15 protein-coding genes are annotated in these 14,767 nt (G+C 50.8%); 3 read left to right on the forward strand and 12 right to left on the reverse strand.

Features of this window, described 5'->3' with window-relative positions; genetic code table 11:
• Window positions 1-42: 42 nt before the first annotated feature.
• Window positions 43-2,664 (forward strand): endonuclease MutS2, encoded by a 2,622-nt coding sequence (locus H6F86_RS21685; protein ID WP_190451151.1) that lies wholly within the window; start codon window positions 43-45, stop codon window positions 2,662-2,664.
• 52 nt (window positions 2,665-2,716) lie between these two features.
• Here the strand turns inward: H6F86_RS21685 and H6F86_RS21690 are convergent, their stop codons facing one another.
• The 6 genes from H6F86_RS21690 to H6F86_RS21715 form a co-directional block, all read right to left on the reverse strand.
• Complete coding sequence (locus tag H6F86_RS21690) at window positions 2,717-3,766, reverse strand: hypothetical protein (RefSeq protein ID WP_190451153.1); 1,050 nt, start codon at window positions 3,764-3,766, stop codon at window positions 2,717-2,719.
• A 273-nt stretch (window positions 3,767-4,039) separates the two neighbouring features.
• Window positions 4,040-5,137 (reverse strand): thiamine-phosphate kinase, encoded by a 1,098-nt coding sequence (thiL, locus tag H6F86_RS21695; protein WP_199305411.1) that lies wholly within the window; start codon window positions 5,135-5,137, stop codon window positions 4,040-4,042.
• 191 nt (window positions 5,138-5,328) lie between these two features.
• Window positions 5,329-5,679, reverse strand: a complete 351-nt coding sequence (locus H6F86_RS21700; protein WP_190451155.1) for a metalloregulator ArsR/SmtB family transcription factor — start codon at window positions 5,677-5,679, stop codon at window positions 5,329-5,331.
• Between the two features lie 197 nt (window positions 5,680-5,876).
• Window positions 5,877-6,425, reverse strand: coding sequence for an acetyl-CoA carboxylase biotin carboxyl carrier protein (accB, locus tag H6F86_RS21705; RefSeq protein WP_190451157.1), 549 nt, complete (start codon window positions 6,423-6,425; stop codon window positions 5,877-5,879).
• 98 nt (window positions 6,426-6,523) lie between these two features.
• Window positions 6,524-7,084, reverse strand: coding sequence for an elongation factor P (efp, locus tag H6F86_RS21710; protein WP_190451159.1), 561 nt, complete (start codon window positions 7,082-7,084; stop codon window positions 6,524-6,526).
• A 369-nt stretch (window positions 7,085-7,453) separates the two neighbouring features.
• Complete coding sequence (locus H6F86_RS21715) at window positions 7,454-7,639, reverse strand: hypothetical protein (RefSeq protein WP_190451700.1); 186 nt, start codon at window positions 7,637-7,639, stop codon at window positions 7,454-7,456.
• Window positions 7,640-7,678: 39 nt separating this feature from the next.
• Between H6F86_RS21715 and H6F86_RS21720 the strand changes: the two genes are divergently transcribed.
• Window positions 7,679-8,725, forward strand: coding sequence for a peptidylprolyl isomerase (locus tag H6F86_RS21720; RefSeq protein WP_242033626.1), 1,047 nt, complete (start codon window positions 7,679-7,681; stop codon window positions 8,723-8,725).
• A gap of 174 nt (window positions 8,726-8,899) precedes the next feature.
• On the forward strand, window positions 8,900-9,214 hold the full coding sequence (locus H6F86_RS21725; RefSeq protein WP_190451163.1) for a hypothetical protein: 315 nt from the start codon (window positions 8,900-8,902) through the stop codon (window positions 9,212-9,214).
• Between the two features lie 89 nt (window positions 9,215-9,303).
• On the opposite strand, the gene H6F86_RS21730 is transcribed toward H6F86_RS21725, so the two are convergent.
• The 6 genes from H6F86_RS21730 to rplT form a co-directional block, all read right to left on the reverse strand.
• Complete coding sequence (locus tag H6F86_RS21730; RefSeq protein WP_190451166.1) at window positions 9,304-9,984, reverse strand: GerMN domain-containing protein; 681 nt, start codon at window positions 9,982-9,984, stop codon at window positions 9,304-9,306.
• Window positions 9,985-10,089: 105 nt separating this feature from the next.
• Window positions 10,090-10,872: a DUF2993 domain-containing protein gene (locus tag H6F86_RS21735; protein WP_190451168.1), complete on the reverse strand. Its 783-nt coding sequence runs from the start codon at window positions 10,870-10,872 to the stop codon at window positions 10,090-10,092.
• A 3-nt stretch (window positions 10,873-10,875) separates the two neighbouring features.
• Window positions 10,876-12,708: a proline--tRNA ligase gene (locus H6F86_RS21740; RefSeq protein WP_190451170.1), complete on the reverse strand. Its 1,833-nt coding sequence runs from the start codon at window positions 12,706-12,708 to the stop codon at window positions 10,876-10,878.
• A gap of 98 nt (window positions 12,709-12,806) precedes the next feature.
• Window positions 12,807-13,334, reverse strand: coding sequence for a tetratricopeptide repeat protein (locus H6F86_RS21745; RefSeq protein WP_190451669.1), 528 nt, complete (start codon window positions 13,332-13,334; stop codon window positions 12,807-12,809).
• Between the two features lie 213 nt (window positions 13,335-13,547).
• Window positions 13,548-14,333 carry a transporter substrate-binding domain-containing protein gene (locus H6F86_RS21750; protein WP_190451173.1) on the reverse strand — a complete coding sequence of 262 codons (786 nt, stop codon included), beginning with the start codon at window positions 14,331-14,333 and terminating at the stop codon, window positions 13,548-13,550.
• Between the two features lie 20 nt (window positions 14,334-14,353).
• Window positions 14,354-14,719 (reverse strand): 50S ribosomal protein L20, encoded by a 366-nt coding sequence (gene rplT, locus H6F86_RS21755; RefSeq protein ID WP_190451175.1) that lies wholly within the window; start codon window positions 14,717-14,719, stop codon window positions 14,354-14,356.
• Between the last annotated feature and the right edge of the window lie 48 nt (window positions 14,720-14,767).

Raw genomic sequence — 14,767 nt, forward strand, 5'->3', positions numbered from 1 at the left:
AGAACTACCTAGAATGGGAAGAGAGTAACCCATTGACGCAATTTGATCCAAGCTGAAACCCTTGAACTTTTGGAATGGTCGCGGCTTTGCCAGCACCTATCGACCTTTGCGGCAACCAAGCTAGGCGCGATCGCAGCCCGTCGTCTCCGTATCCCCGATACACAAGCAGAAACGCTAACCCTGCTGGCACAAACGCAGGATGTGTATACATTGGAAAGCCGCCTCAGCACTGGGCTAAAGTTTGACGGCATTACTGACATTGGCGAGTCATTAGAACGTGCAGAGCGGCGGGCGTTGCTGTTGGGCGAAGAACTGCTAGCGATCGCCACCACCCTTGCTGGGATGCGAACCTTGCGGCGAGTCATCGACAACCAACCCGATCTCTTAGTGCTCAACGCGTTGATTCAAGACCTGCGAACCTATCCCGAGTTAGAGCAAGAAATTCATCGCTGCATTGACGATCGTGGACAAGTTGCCGATCGTGCTACGCCTAAGTTGGCAGGCATTCGAGAGCAGCAAAAACAACTGCGCGATCGCGTTTATAGTACATTGCAAAGCATTTTGCAGCGCAAAGCAAACGCGGTTCAGGAAAGCTTGATTACTCAGCGTGAAGGGCGCTTTGTCATCCCCGTTAAGGCACCGCAAAAAGATGCGATTCCGGGCATTGTCCACGACACTTCTATGAGTGGCGCAACGCTCTACGTCGAGCCACAAGCCACCGTCAACCTAAACAATCAATTACGCCAGCTTCAGCGCCAGGAACAGGTTGAAGAAGAAGCCGTGCGTCAAGCGCTAACTGATCAAGTCGCCGTCGTGAAGCCTGATTTAGAACGCTTACTGGCGATCGCGACCACGCTTGACCTTGCCACAGCGCGCGCCCGCTACAGTTTGTGGCTAGAAGCGAATCCGCCTCGGTTTGTGACAAGGGAACGGGAGAATGCGTCTGCCGCCCCACCTGAATCGATCGTTCTTCGTAATCTTCGGCATCCACTCCTCATCTGGCAGCAGCAGCATGAGCAGGGGCGACCTGTAGTACCGATCGACCTTGTCATCCAGCCACACATTCGCGTCGTTGCTATTACTGGACCCAACACTGGCGGCAAAACCGTCACACTCAAAACCCTTGGTCTCGCTGTACTGATGGCAAAGGTCGGGCTGTACGTGCCTGCCCGCGAACCCGTCGAGTTACCCTGGTTCGAACAAGTGCTAGCAGACATTGGCGATGAGCAGTCCCTAGAGCAAAGCCTTTCTACCTTTTCAGGACACATCCGGCGGATTAGTCGCATTTTGGCAGCGTTGGGCGAGAGGGATGAGGAGGCAGGAGGCAGAAGGCAGGAGGCAGAAGGGGAAGCAGAGGAGGCAGAGAGCAGCAGGCAGGAGGCAGGGAGAGAAATTCAAATCTCAAATCTTGCTGCCGTATCTCCCTCTGCTTCCCCATTCCCCGCTCCCCATTCCCCACTCCCGACCCCCTACTCCCTCGTCCTTCTTGACGAAGTAGGCGCTGGCACCGACCCTTCTGAAGGTAGTGCATTGGCGATCGCGCTGCTAAACCACCTAGCGGATCATGCAGGCTTGACCATTGCTACGACTCACTTTGGGGAACTCAAAGCGCTGAAATATCAGGACGATCGCTTTGAGAATGCCTCCGTTGAGTTTGATGATGTGCTGCTGTCGCCGACCTATCGCCTACTATGGGGCATTCCGGGACGGTCGAATGCACTGACGATCGCTCGTCGATTGGGGTTAGACGCAAGCGTTGTAGAGCAGGCGCAAGCCCTAGTCGGTGGTGCTTCAGAAGATGTCAACCAGGTGATTGCCGGTCTAGAAGCCCAGCGTCGTCGTCAAGAAACAAAGTCCCAGGAGGCAGCGCAACTCTTAGAAAGTGCCGAACATCTCCACCGCGAGCTGTCTCGGAAAGCTGCGTCACTCAAGGAGCGAGAGCAGTCCTTACAGCAGGCGCAAGAACAGGCAGTACAAGCAGCGATCGCTCAAGCAAAGAGTGAAATTGCCCAGGTCATCCGTCAGCTACAGCAGGGACCTGTATCAGCACAAGCGGCACAGCAGGCAACCGATTCACTACATCAGCTTGCCGAACGCCGCTTACCCTCACGACAACCCAAACCGCCCAAGCCAGGGTTTCGTCCTCAGGTGGGCGATCGCGTTCGCATTCCGCGTCTTGGTCAAACGGCTGAAGTCCTGACGGCTCCCAACGATGACGAGGAAATTACCGTTCGCTTTGGGCTAATGAAAATGACCGTGCCGATCGACGATGTGGAATCGTTAGATGGGGAGAAAGCGGTTAAGAAGCCGAAGGCTGAAACTAGAAGCCAAGAGCCAGAAGCCAGGAGCCAGAAGCCGGGAGCAACTCAAAGCCCACCCACCCACGACACCCCAACCCCTAACCACGACACCCCCATTATCCGCACCGCCCGTAACACGATCGACATCCGGGGTAGTCGCGTTGCCGATGCCGAGCCAATGATGGAACAGGCGATCGCCCAAGCGTATGAAAGTGGCGTGCTATGGATTATTCACGGACATGGGACGGGCAAACTGCGGCAGGGCGTACATGCTTTCTTACAGCAACATCCCCAAGTCGAACGGTATGAACTGGCAAGCCGTGCGGATGGTGGCGCAGGTGTAACGCTAGCTTACCTGCGTTAACCAGTAAGCCTAACCAAGTAAGGACGCGTTGTGGTGGTAAACAACGTGCTAGTTAGCAATGCGGTGGTTCTTCATAAAATTCTTTCAGAGTAACTTGCCAGTATTCTGGATAAGGCGGTTGTTTACTGGAGACACTCAACAAAGTCCTGTACGTGGCGAATCGACCCGTATTGTACTCGTGAACAGCAATGGAAGCTGTCTGCAACTCAGCCGTTCCAGAGTTTCTCCCACCATAAAATTGCGACTCAACCTCTTGCCAATCCGGCCAATGATAAGCCTTTCTACTCTCGCTACGATAGTCCTCAATGCGTTGAAGTAGCTCGTTATGAGCCTTTCTGCGCTCACTGCGATCGTCCTCAAGGCGTTGGGGCAGTTCATCATGAGAAATCTTGCCGCCGCGATCGTCCTCCGTAAGTTGGCGTGGCTGATCGTGCTTATCAATAGAATGGCTTTGCAGGGCGTTGCGTAGTGCGTCAGGAAGCCTAGGAATGATTTCAGCTACCATTGCTTGACCGGGGGGATGCCCAGGGAAATGGTATGGGGGACGTATAGTGCACTGGTACAAGGTAGTAACTTCTCCACTGATAAGACTGACCGCATACGCTGCTACATCCTCATTGGGGTGATGAGGAACCCATATGCCAGTGTTCGGTGGTGGTGGAGAATATTTTGAATAGATTCGCAAGGTTTGCTGAGACAAGTCACATAGAGTATGGGTCGCCCCACCTGGTAGCCATAGCGGTTGCGATCGCATCAGCAGTTGACCATCTGTCGTTGCATAGGCGGCAATGGCATCACCTTGCACTGCCCACAAAATATGGTCACTGACGCGCAAGGGATAGGCATTGTCTTTCGATTCCCACTCAATCGCACCCGACGTGATCGAGCGGCACACGAGCTTGCCCTCAATGGAGCAGTAAAACAAGCTGGATTCAAGCAAGTCAACGGCAAGTGGATGCGGTAGAGCCTGGGTAACTGCGGCTCTAGAGGCAGGGTAAAGCAAGGTGGTTGGCGGTGGCGGCAGCTCTTTAATCACAGGTTGTTTGCCCCCAAGCTGGAGTCTGTTGATCGCGCCTCGCCAAAGGTCTAACCATTTCCACATCTAATAGTTCTCAACAAGTCAAGGATGCACTGTAGTCGTGAAAGTACTAAATTGCTCCAGGCCGATATTCTAACTTTTTGGCAAACGATCGCAGCTTCCTTTCCAGCCACAACATTCGCTGTCATAACATGGATCGGCTGTCCAAGTAGCTTTTAGCAATGTGATCTACTTGACAAGCAGCTTGCGGTGGTAAGGCAAGCGACAGTCAATATCACGTTATCTCAGCCATCCTTACATCTTTAGAGCTACTCGTTAGGCGATCGATTCCATACACTAACCGCTAAAGTGCTGAAAACCTCGCTCAAGGGTTAAAGGTTGATCCGGTTGGTTCCCGGTTGCATCCACTAGCCAAACCGCCGGGTCTTCAGTGATCGTGCCAATGATCGCTGCGCCCTTACCTAACCGCTGCACCAATGCCTGCGCCCACGTCAACGGTAAACAGAGAATCAGCTCAAAATCTTCACCGCCATACAGTGCCCAATCCAGCGCTTGTTCTGTGCCCACCCATTGCTGCAACGCAGAGGGCAGTGGAATCTGGCTCCGATCAATGATCGCGCCCACTCCGCTAGCACGACAGATCTGCACGATCGCGTCAGCTAACCCGTCGCTGCTATCCATGCCTGCGATTTGGGAGGGAAGTGAGGAATAAGAAGAGGGGGAAGCGAGGGAAGAGGGGGAAGCAAGGGGTATTAAATGTTGAGCGTCAGTTTGAATTGCGCCCTCTGAGCCCTCACCCTGCCCTCTACCTTCTGCCCAGAGCCACTCCACTACATCTAACCGAGGCTTGGGGCGCTGATGGGCGTGAATCAGCAGGGCACGATCGCTCTCACTTAACGCTTCTCCTAAGGCAGGATGTAACAGCAGTTCAAGCCCCGCTTTTGAAGCTCCATGTATGCCTGTTGCGACGATCGCGTCTCCCGATCGAGCAGTAGAACGGCGAATAAGCTGGTTGGGTGCGGCTTCTCCAAAGGCAGTAATAGCGATGAAAAGGACGGGTGATCGACAGAGATCACCACCCACGATCGACGTCTCATACTGGTTCAAACATTCTGTCAGCCCGCGATACAGTTCTTCAACCCAAGCCACCGGAGTGTTTCCAGGCAGTCCTAGACCGACTGTAATGCCTAAGGGCGTTGCTCCCATTGCTGCCAGATCAGAAAGATTAGCCGCTGCTGCCCTCCATCCTGCATCTGCCGCCGATGTCGTCTGATCGCTAAAATGTACGCCATCAATTAAAACATCTGTGGTAATGACCAACGATCGCCCCGGATGAGTGGTTAGTACCGCTGCATCATCTCCCACAAAGTCGGGTGGGCAAAACGACTGCACCAACTTCAGTAGACCTTGTTCACCGATTTCTTGGACGTTCAAGGCTGGCTTATCACGTTTTACTTTAGTGTTTGGTGCAATGATCGCTCACGCTTGATGCGTTTGCAACCAGACTGTTATATCAGTTGGCCCAGCAAAATCGAGCAAGTCTTCACCTAAGGCTTCTAGCAGTAGTAAGGGTAAGGCAGTAATTTACGATCGCACGATTGGGTCGATCGTGCTAAACCGCCGCGTTACCGTTTACCAGCAAAGCTGAAGGCACGGAAGTGAAGGGCTTGCTGTTCAATGCGGTTGGCAAGACGATCGCACACCAAATTGCATAACTCAAAGATCAGGTCATCTTCAACGCTGTAATAGGCTAACGTACCCTTGCTACGGCGGCTGAGAATGCCTGCCTGCATCATGACCTTCAAATGCTTAGAGACATTTGCCTGACTAGTGTCGGTTGCTTCAACCAAATCTTGTACGCATTTCTCACCATCACGGAGAAGGTTGAGAATCCGCAGGCGCATCGGCTCACTTAGCACACTGAAGTACTCAGCAACTTGTAAAACAACTTCTTGCGAAGGCTTTGCAGATTTCATGCAAATTTAATATGAAGTGCAGTGATCCCCAGATTTTAGCCACTCAACCGCTACATAGCAATAGAGTATTTGATGACAATTCAAAGATTCTTTAGAATTTCATCATTTTCTGAGTGATTTGGCTCTTTGTTCCAGTGAGGCTTTTCAGTCGTTTGCTGTTATTGAGCAAGAGAAGTTGCTAACCGAAGGTAAGCTGCTCAGTCTGGATTAAGGCGCAGCAGCAACTGACCGTACTCGATCGGTTCACCATTTTGCACCAGAATCTCAACGACCTCGCCGCCAATTTCTGCTTCCAGCTCGTTCATCAGCTTCATTGCTTCGATAATGCAAACGGTTTGCCCTTTACGAATGCGATCGCCTACTTCCACAAAAGGTGGTTCATCAGGAGATGCTGCACGGTAGAAGGTGCCCACCATCGGCGAATTCACCTCAATCAGGCGACGATCGCTTTTGCTGTCCCGTAGGGGCGAATCGTTGGACGGTGCATTTGGCACAGATGGCGTGGCAGCGTTTTGTGCTACCTGTTTAGCCTCAGAGTCGGTGCGGCTATCACCTACTATTTGCCGCGATGCGCTGGTCTCAACTGCCTGACGACGATCGCTATCGCTGGCATAAAGGCGCTCCTCAACCCGAACACCACGATGCACCGTAAGTTCAAAATCAGCGCTTTTTAAAGTTAGTTCTGTAATATCGGTCTGATCGATCGCGGCTAAAAGCTCGCGGAGTTCATTTAAATCCAGTGACACAATGACTGTAAACCTCAGAAACAGGGGCTAGGGGCTAGGAGAAAGGCTAAAGGATAAACGCTAAAGGCTAAAACAAGTTTCATCCTTTATCCCTTCGCTTACTGCTCTCTACCCAAATAAGAATCATTACGAGTATCAACTTTGATGCGTTCTCCAATGGTGATAAAAAGAGGCACCATAATTTGAGCGCCTGTTTCAACGATCGCAGGTTTGGTACCACCTGTTGCCGTATCACCCTTCACGCCTGGATCAGTTTGGGTTACTTCTAGCACAACAGAGTTAGGTAGCTCTACTTCTAGCACCTGCTCACCCCAACGGACGACGTTCACTTCCATCCCTTCTTTGAGGTATTTCACGCGATCGCCAATCTGTTTGGCATTGAGACGTGCCTCTTCATACGTCTCCATTTCCATAAAAACGAAGTCATCCCCGTCTTTATAGGTATGCTGCATTGTGTTTTTTTCCAAGTTTGCCTGAGGCAAGCTTTCGCCCGCTCGAAACGTTCGCTCCATCACGTTCCCGGTTTGAACGTTTTTGAGCTTGGTTCGTACAAACGCAGACCCTTTACCGGGTTTAACGTGCAAAAATTCGACGACTCGCCAGACCGATCCGTCTAGCTCAATGCTTACGCCTGATCGAAAGTCATTACTAGAGATCATGAGTATGTGTATCGGGAGAAAATGTTCGGCATCTCATTGTACCGCTCAGGGGTAAACCACGTTAAGCAGGCGAAGGACAAAGATAAAGGAAGGGAAAAAGGGTTTTTGCCAAACTCGTGCCAGTTTCGAGTAAGGAAGTTTCGAGTAAGGAATAGGACTTAAATTAGTTCGATCTTTGGTAGGGGCGGGTTTTGCTGTCAAAGCGATTGCAGGATGCCGTTTGGTCTGCTAAAACCGCCCGTACAATTTGCGGCTTGACTAAATTCACGATCCTAAGCAAAGCATTAGGCTGCCGTCCCCTCTTTCCTACGCGTCTCTTCCCCATGCACCCTCTTACTTCTGCCTGTGTGACCCCGCTCTATGGCAAGATTAATGAGAGTAACTGACCGTTTGTAGCTTTGTGCTGCCAATCGCCTTCTCTCGCTTACCGTTGAGTGGGCAGACAGCACCAAAATAGATGTCCGCTTTTGAGCCGCTAACTTGAGCAAGCAGTACCCAGACATGGAACGACAAGGCTTTGACCGCTTCAAACTTGACCGCTTTAAGTTTGACCACTTAAGGCACTGGCTAAAAACGGGAGCAACCCTTTTGCTCATGATGATCCTGTCTTTAGGGTTAAGTGCGGCTACCAAACCCGCCAATATCATGCCTGCTGGCAACCCGATTACCGATGGCAAAGCGTTATTGCGCTACGCCTTGCCAATCGACAATGCACCTGTCCGCGAACTGCAAGGTAGCTTAGAAGATATTGCCACACAGCTAAGGGCGAATCGACGCTGGGGCGCGATCGCGGGCGATGTTAAACGAGCAAGCTGGATTTTGCGCGATAAGGAACCAGCGATCCTTGCTAGCGTGCCAGAAGCGAAGCAAGTCGAGGCACAAGCCATACTGTCTAAAATCAAAGACGGTATTGCGCCCCTGCAAGCGTCTATTGAAGCAAAAGATAAAGAACAAACCTTTCAACAGCGAACGGAGCTACTAGATTTAGTCGGGCAGCTTGAAGAAAGCATGGTGCAGAGCTTTCCCTTTGAGGTACCCGCCGCTTATAACAACCTACCGCAGCTTAAGGGTCGCGCCACGATCGCCTTTACAACTAACAAAGGCAAGATCACAGCCGTTGTCGATGGTTATAGCGCTCCAGTCACCGCCGGAAACTTCGTTGATTTAGTCCAACGCGGTTTTTACGATGGCTTACCTTTCACCCGTTCTGAAGAATCCTACGTCTTGCAAATTGGTGATCCACCTGGAGAAGATGTTGGCTTTATCGATCCTCAAACGAAAAAATATCGTGCCATCCCGTTAGAAGTGTTGGTACAGGGCGATGTTGAACCCACTTATGAGATCACGTTAGAGGATGCGGGACGCTACAAAGACCAGCCTGTGTTGCCTTTTTCGTCCTACGGTGCGCTGGCGATGGCGCGTCCCGGTGAAGATCCAAACGGTGGTTCGTCCCAGTTTTTCTTCTTTTTGTTTGAGCCAGAGTTAACGCCAGCCGGACGCAACTTGCTGGATGGTCGCTACTCTGTGTTTGGCTACGTTATTGAAGGCAAAGAGGTGCTGGAGCAACTGAGAGCCGGAGACAAGATTGAATCTGCTAAGGTGACTCAGGGTCTGGATAAATTGGTCGAGCCAGTTGCCTAAACGGAGTGATCGTAGCTTTTAGCTTAGAGTTTGCTGATTTTAAGGAAGAGGCTTAAGCGCGATCGGTGTTCGTCACTAAAGTAGAGATAAGTATTGATCGCCTTGAAGCCTCCATTCTTATCTTTAAGGATTGAAACTTAAAGCTTTATGCTCAAATCCTCTCACAATTAGATCATGGCAATTTTTGAGTGGATCTTTTTGACTGGCTTTGGCGTGCTAGCTGGTGTCTCTCTTACAAACATCATTCAAAGTCGGCAGCAGCAGTCGCGCTTAGAGCAAGCTTTTTACCAACTGCTGGAAGTTGAGAATGGCAATGTATCCCTTATCCAACTAGCCGCTGCCGCACGAGTCAATGCCGAATTAGCCAAACGCTATTTGGATACCCAAGTGAAATTTTTCGGCGCAGTGCCTGAAGTAGACGACGATGGTGACGAGTTTTATCGCTTTCCTAAGTTGCGCCGCTGGAGCGAACCCGAAGAGTGGCAGTAATGTGGAGGCGGTTAACGATCAATAAAGCGTGGCGTGCTTATAGCCAGTGTTTTGCCATAACCAAATTCCTGAAAGCTGGAAGCTTATAGCTATTCTCCAAGCGGAAAATCGCGCTCAAAGCTCTCACGAGTAAGCGGTTGCTCTAGTATCAAGCCTTCACCGCCCAGTGTTTCTAGTGGTTTACCTTCTACCGCTAGCCGAACCCTGGCATCTGGATTCAAGCTAGTGGCAGTGTAAAGAATTTGCCCAACTCTGGCAGTCATTGAGGTACTGCCGCCGCCTTGTGTGAAGGCTTGGGAGAGGTCAACATGAATTTCATCATCTTTGATATAAAGGCTGCGAAGTTTAGTATCACGCGGAATAGTTGTTGTCACACTTGCACTGCTGGGACCCGCCAGTAATTTATTGACAGCGGCTGCCAGGATGTCGTTAGGAGTTTCCTGGGCACTCAGCGTCACGGGGCTGGGGCTAAAGGCGATCGTGCTTCCCGATGCTTTCAACCAATAAACCTGAAGCGTCTTGGTTTCCGAAGCAGGGGCAACCTTGCTAACTGGCGGCTTTGATGCAGTGTTAGGAGCAACAACCGCTGGCAGCGCTTTTTGCTGTTCTGAAGGCACCTGAGAATTTTCGATTACGTCTGGTGCAGGTGCTTTGCGTGACGCAGATTGAAACTCCCACCAGGCGACGGCACTGCCTGTAGCCAGTACTAGAGCAGATAACCCTGCAATGATTCCAAGTGGGAGGTGGCGACGCGATCGTTGGTCTTCCATAGCGCAAATTCTCCTTGCAAGTGACGTGCAGAGCGGGTGAAGGCTTCCTGGATAACTACCAATCTATTTAGGGCTATTTCGGAAACGTAAAACGCTTTCTTAGAGTTACTTGTGTGGCGCGACCTGGACAAAGGCAGCCAGGTTGATTTGATTCTCTGTCAAATTCAATTGTAAGATTCTTGCTGTTAGACCAGTTTTTTCAAACTGGCGCAGGTCAGACTGGTCGCTAAGACCTTTAGCGATCGACCGAATGATCGATTCTGGTACGGCTTCATCATCCAACGTCACAACGGGACTGAGAAGCTGTAGCTGCCGTCCTGCAATGATTGCGATCCCTGACTCCACCACAATAGTTAGCGTATCAGGATCGGCTGCTTCCTGTAGTTCAGCCTGAAGCCGCAAGCGTTGATTCGCGAGGAATTCAATACGAGGGTTGAGCAGCGTATACCGTTGGGCACGTTGTCTAGTCTGTTGACCTAAGGTGTTAACGCCCAAGGCTTTAAGCTGATCGAGGACGATCGGCGATCGCAGTGCACGGTTCATATCTTCTTGCTTGAGCACCAGTCGTACCCCGGCTCGGAGCGGTTTTTCTAGCCGTGGCTGACCACGCCGAAGGCGAGCGGCATTAAGCTGAATGGGATCAGTTTCTAGCTCAAAGGCTTCCAGGCGAATGTCTTGGGCAGGAAACAGCCCACGTCCTGCAATGCGGATGCGATCGGCTTTGCCCTGTACAAGTTGATAGCTCGGCGCATTATCAACACGGACTTCCAGTTGTTCTACTGATTCAAACTGCTTGCGAACCGTCGTTTGCGCAACGCGATCGACCACAACGCCTGCTGGAGAAATCAGAGTAATCAGGCTAGAAAGAAAAATGGTGAGAAATTCCAAAGTTTAATGTTGCTCCAAAAGCCACTGTTGTAAGGTTGTGACCACATCTTCAAGCGCCACTTCCTGAGATTCTTTACTAGCACGTTTGACAACTTCGACTTTGCCTTGCTGGAGCGATCGCCCAGTTACAAGGCGGTAGGGTATCCCAATTAAATCTGCATCCTTAAACTTTACGCCTGCGCGTTCGTTGCGATCGTCCAACAAGGTTTCAATGCCTGCCTGATTGAGTTCGTCATACAGCTTTTCGGCTGCCTGTACTTGCTCGGCTTTGGCAATGTCGGGAATCACGACGATCGCTTGATAGGGCGCAATCGCAGTGGTCCACACGATCCCATCTTTGTCGTAGGATTGCTCGACGGCGGCTTGTGCCAAGCGGGAAACACCCACACCATAACAACCCATGATCAGAGGCTTCTCTTCACCTTGCTCGTTCGTATAGGTTGCTCCCAGCGCTTCAGAATACTTTGTGCCCAACTGGAAGATATGCCCAATCTCGATGCCTCTAGCAGTTTTGAGCGTTTGGGTAGGGTCATGTAAGGCACGATCGCCTGCCGTTGCCTTTCGCACATCCACAACCAGCTTCGGCAGCTCAAACTCCTTACCCCAGTTGGCACCGACCACATGGTAACTAGCTTCGTTAGAGCCTGTGACGAAATGCGCCAAGTCAACGGCAGTTTTGTCCACTAGTCGCAAGAACTTTGAGGCAACTGGATTAGCAGCAACCTGTCCTGCTGGCGCTGGCTTGGGGGGCTTGATGTAGCTGTCTTCTAAGTTAGGAGCAATATAGCCGAGCGGCAGTGGTTTTGCTGCCCATTTTGACTGTGTCTCTGCATCCGGCACAGTCAACGACAGAAGCGTTTTGCTAGAGTACTGGTCTGCTAGTTTGACTAACTCGTTTTGTAGCTTCACCTCGTTCACATCCTGATCGCCTCGGATGCTAATTAAAACAAGCACCACTCTGCCGCTATCAAATACTGCCTGATACAAAACATTTTTAACAATCGCTGTTGGAGAACACTTCAGCAATTGAGACAATTTGGCGATCGTTTCTGTGCCAGGAGTCTCTAGTTTTTCGTAAGCAGTAAAGGGAGATGGCTCTGCATCAGACGGTAGGGAAACAGCTTTCTCGACATTGGCAGAGTACTGACCATCTTCGGTGTACAGCACTTCGTCCTCTCCTGCCTCTGCTAGCACCATGAATTCTTGCGAACCTGCACCACCGATCGCGCCTGAATCAGCATCCACTGCCCGAAAAGCCAAACCACAGCGGTTCAGAATATTGCAGTAGGCTGTGTGCATTTTTTCATATTGCCGCTTGAGACCAGCTTCGTCAGCATCAAACGAATAGGCATCTTTCATGATGAATTCACGCCCGCGCATTAGACCAAAGCGAGGACGAATCTCATCGCGAAACTTCGTTTGAATCTGGTAAAGGTTTTGCGGCAATTGGCGGTAGGAGCGAATCATGTCACGAGCGATCGTCGTAATCACTTCTTCGTGCGTAGGACCCAACCCCATTTCGCGCTGCTGGCGATCAACCAGCGAAAACATAATACCTTCCGCTTTTGTATAGGTATCCCACCGTCCCGATTCGCGCCATAGCTCCGCAGGCTGCAACTGTGGTAGCAGACATTCTTGTGCCCCAGCGGCATTCATTTCCTCGCGAACAATCTGCGATACCTTCTGCAAGACTCGCCACATCAAAGGCAAGTATGCATACACACCACCCGCAATACGACGAATATAGCCTGCCCGCAGCAGCAGCTTATGGCTAGGAATCTCCGCCTCTACCGGATCTTCTCGAAGCGTCACAAACAGCATTTGAGACAGTCGCATTGCCCAGTTCCTTTTCAGACTCAAGAATCATCTCTCAGTCTAGAACATCCGATGTACCGGAACGGTAGACAATGGTAATTCACAGTACGCTTCCACTGCTAAGCGGACGGTACAAAGCGCTTTCGCAATGACTCTGCACGACGTTTAGACGTGGCATTTTGGGGTTCGATCGCTAGCGCTTGCTCGTAAACTTCCAATGCTTGGCTCGCTAACTGTTTACGCTCGTAAGCGTGACCAATGTTGTTCAGCGCTGTGACGTAGTTTGGATCAATTTTGAGCGCCTCTTTATACTGACGAATTGCCAGATCGTACTGCTCCTGAGCAAAGTAAGCAAAACCAAGCGCATTGTAAATGGGTGCGCTTTCTGACTCTTGTAAGTCCTCTGCTTTCAAGGCTTTCTGAAACAGCATGATCGCTTGAGAGAAAATCTTCTTATCGAGATAGATGCTGCCCAGTTCGTAGTATTCCTGTGCAGAGCCGGCTTCTTTAGTAAGTTTTGACTGCAACTTAGCGAGCGCTAACTCTACTTTGCGCGTTTTGAGAATTTGGCGCACGACAGACCAGCCTGCAAAGGCCAGCAGCAACAGTAGAAAGGAGATATAGATGAGGGGAGACGGTGTATCCATACCAAGAATTAGTTTACGCAAATAACGGTCAAAGCTGGCTATGCATCAACCTTATCGCAAAATGGGAGAGGTCGAGGAAAGGCTCAAGGATGAATGTGAAGTCGTCAGCATTTTTATAGCACTTACGCCATTTCCATTTGCATTGACTACACTCGCGACCTTACACTCGTCTTCAAAGACCGATCGCGTGCTCAAGCATCCGCCGCTGATTCCTTACGGCAGTCCCCAGTAAAGCGCACGTTCTTGCAGCCATCCTTCTGCTGTCCAGCGGGCAATAATTTGGTTGATACGAAGTTGCAAATCGTTATACTGCAAGCCTTTTGGCATCACGATGCAGAGTGGCTCTGCTGAAAGGGTAGGCATCAGCAGCCGATAGCGCGGAAATTCTTGTACCCATCCAGTTAGCACGCTTGCATCAGCGGCAAAAGCAACCGCTTCACCCGCTTCGAGCAAGGTATATGCGTCAGCATAGGATGTCACGCTGATTAGGGTTGCCTCGGGCAGACGGTAACGTAGAATCGCGATCGTACTTGAACCATCCAGTACGGCGATCGCACGCTTGCCAACATCTGCTAGCCGTTGCAGCGATGAATCGCGTGTAACAAGGGCTGTACCATCCAGATAGTAAGGCACACTGAAGCTGACTAAACGCGAACGAGAGGGCGTGCTAGTCACACGGGCGATCGCAATATCTGCCTTGTCCTCTAATACTGCTGCCAGCCGATCCTGGTTAACTACAGGCTGTAGCTCAACAGCATCCTTGCTTCCTAGCAATTCCTGCGCTAATCGTTGGGCAATCTCAATTTCTAATCCTTGTAGCTGTCCATCGGTGCCCCGAAAGCCTAGCGGGCGAAGGTTATCCTTCACTGCCACAATCAAGCGCCCCCGTTGCTCGATCGCTTGCAAATCAGCAGCAAAAATTGGAGACACTAAAGACAGCGCCCCCAATACGCTTAAACTAAATACATTACCGAGCAGCGCAGACAGTTTCATTGCCATGCCAAGCAGTCAAACCTGGACTAAGCTGCTTTCTTTACAGCAGTACCAACGGCTGCAACAACTTCACTAAATCCAGCCGGATCAAGGATCGCCATCTGCGACAGCATCTTGCGGTTGATCTGAATATTTGCCTTTTTCAAGCTACCCATAAACTGGCTATAGCTCAAACCGTGCTGACGGGTAGCTGCATTGATCCGGGTAATCCAGAGACGACGAAAATCGCGCTTCCGCTTACGGCGATCACGGTAGGCATTTCGTAACGCCTTCATCACCTGCTGGTTAGCTGTGCGGAAAAGGCGAGAATGTGAACCTCTGAAACCTTTTGCCAGCTTTAAAATCTTTTTGCGGCGCTTGCGAGCGACATTGCCGCGCTTTACCCGTGTCATTTCTACAAATTCCTCTAAGTTCTGTCCACTGATTCAGTAATTTTGAGC

Origin of the sequence: Phormidium sp. FACHB-592 (assembly GCF_014695795.1) — a bacterium.
In the GTDB taxonomy this organism is placed as follows: Bacteria; Cyanobacteriota; Cyanobacteriia; order Leptolyngbyales; family Leptolyngbyaceae; genus Stenomitos.

Bases quoted from the DNA above. Each gene is read 5' to 3' on its own strand.
- H6F86_RS21740 (WP_190451170.1), bottom strand. From the start codon at position 12,708: ATGCGACTGTCTCAAATGCTGTTTGTGACGCTTCGAGAAGATCCGGTA.
- H6F86_RS21725 (WP_190451163.1), top strand. From the start codon at position 8,900: ATGGCAATTTTTGAGTGGATCTTTTTGACTGGCTTTGGCGTGCTAGCT.
- rplT (WP_190451175.1), bottom strand. From the start codon at position 14,719: ATGACACGGGTAAAGCGCGGCAATGTCGCTCGCAAGCGCCGCAAAAAG.
- efp (WP_190451159.1), bottom strand. From the start codon at position 7,084: ATGATCTCTAGTAATGACTTTCGATCAGGCGTAAGCATTGAGCTAGAC.
- H6F86_RS21690 (WP_190451153.1), bottom strand. From the start codon at position 3,766: ATGTGGAAATGGTTAGACCTTTGGCGAGGCGCGATCAACAGACTCCAG.
- H6F86_RS21750 (WP_190451173.1), bottom strand. From the start codon at position 14,333: ATGGCAATGAAACTGTCTGCGCTGCTCGGTAATGTATTTAGTTTAAGC.
- H6F86_RS21745 (WP_190451669.1), bottom strand. From the start codon at position 13,334: ATGGATACACCGTCTCCCCTCATCTATATCTCCTTTCTACTGTTGCTG.
- H6F86_RS21700 (WP_190451155.1), bottom strand. From the start codon at position 5,679: ATGAAATCTGCAAAGCCTTCGCAAGAAGTTGTTTTACAAGTTGCTGAG.
- H6F86_RS21730 (WP_190451166.1), bottom strand. From the start codon at position 9,984: ATGGAAGACCAACGATCGCGTCGCCACCTCCCACTTGGAATCATTGCA.
- H6F86_RS21720 (WP_242033626.1), top strand. From the start codon at position 7,679: ATGATGATCCTGTCTTTAGGGTTAAGTGCGGCTACCAAACCCGCCAAT.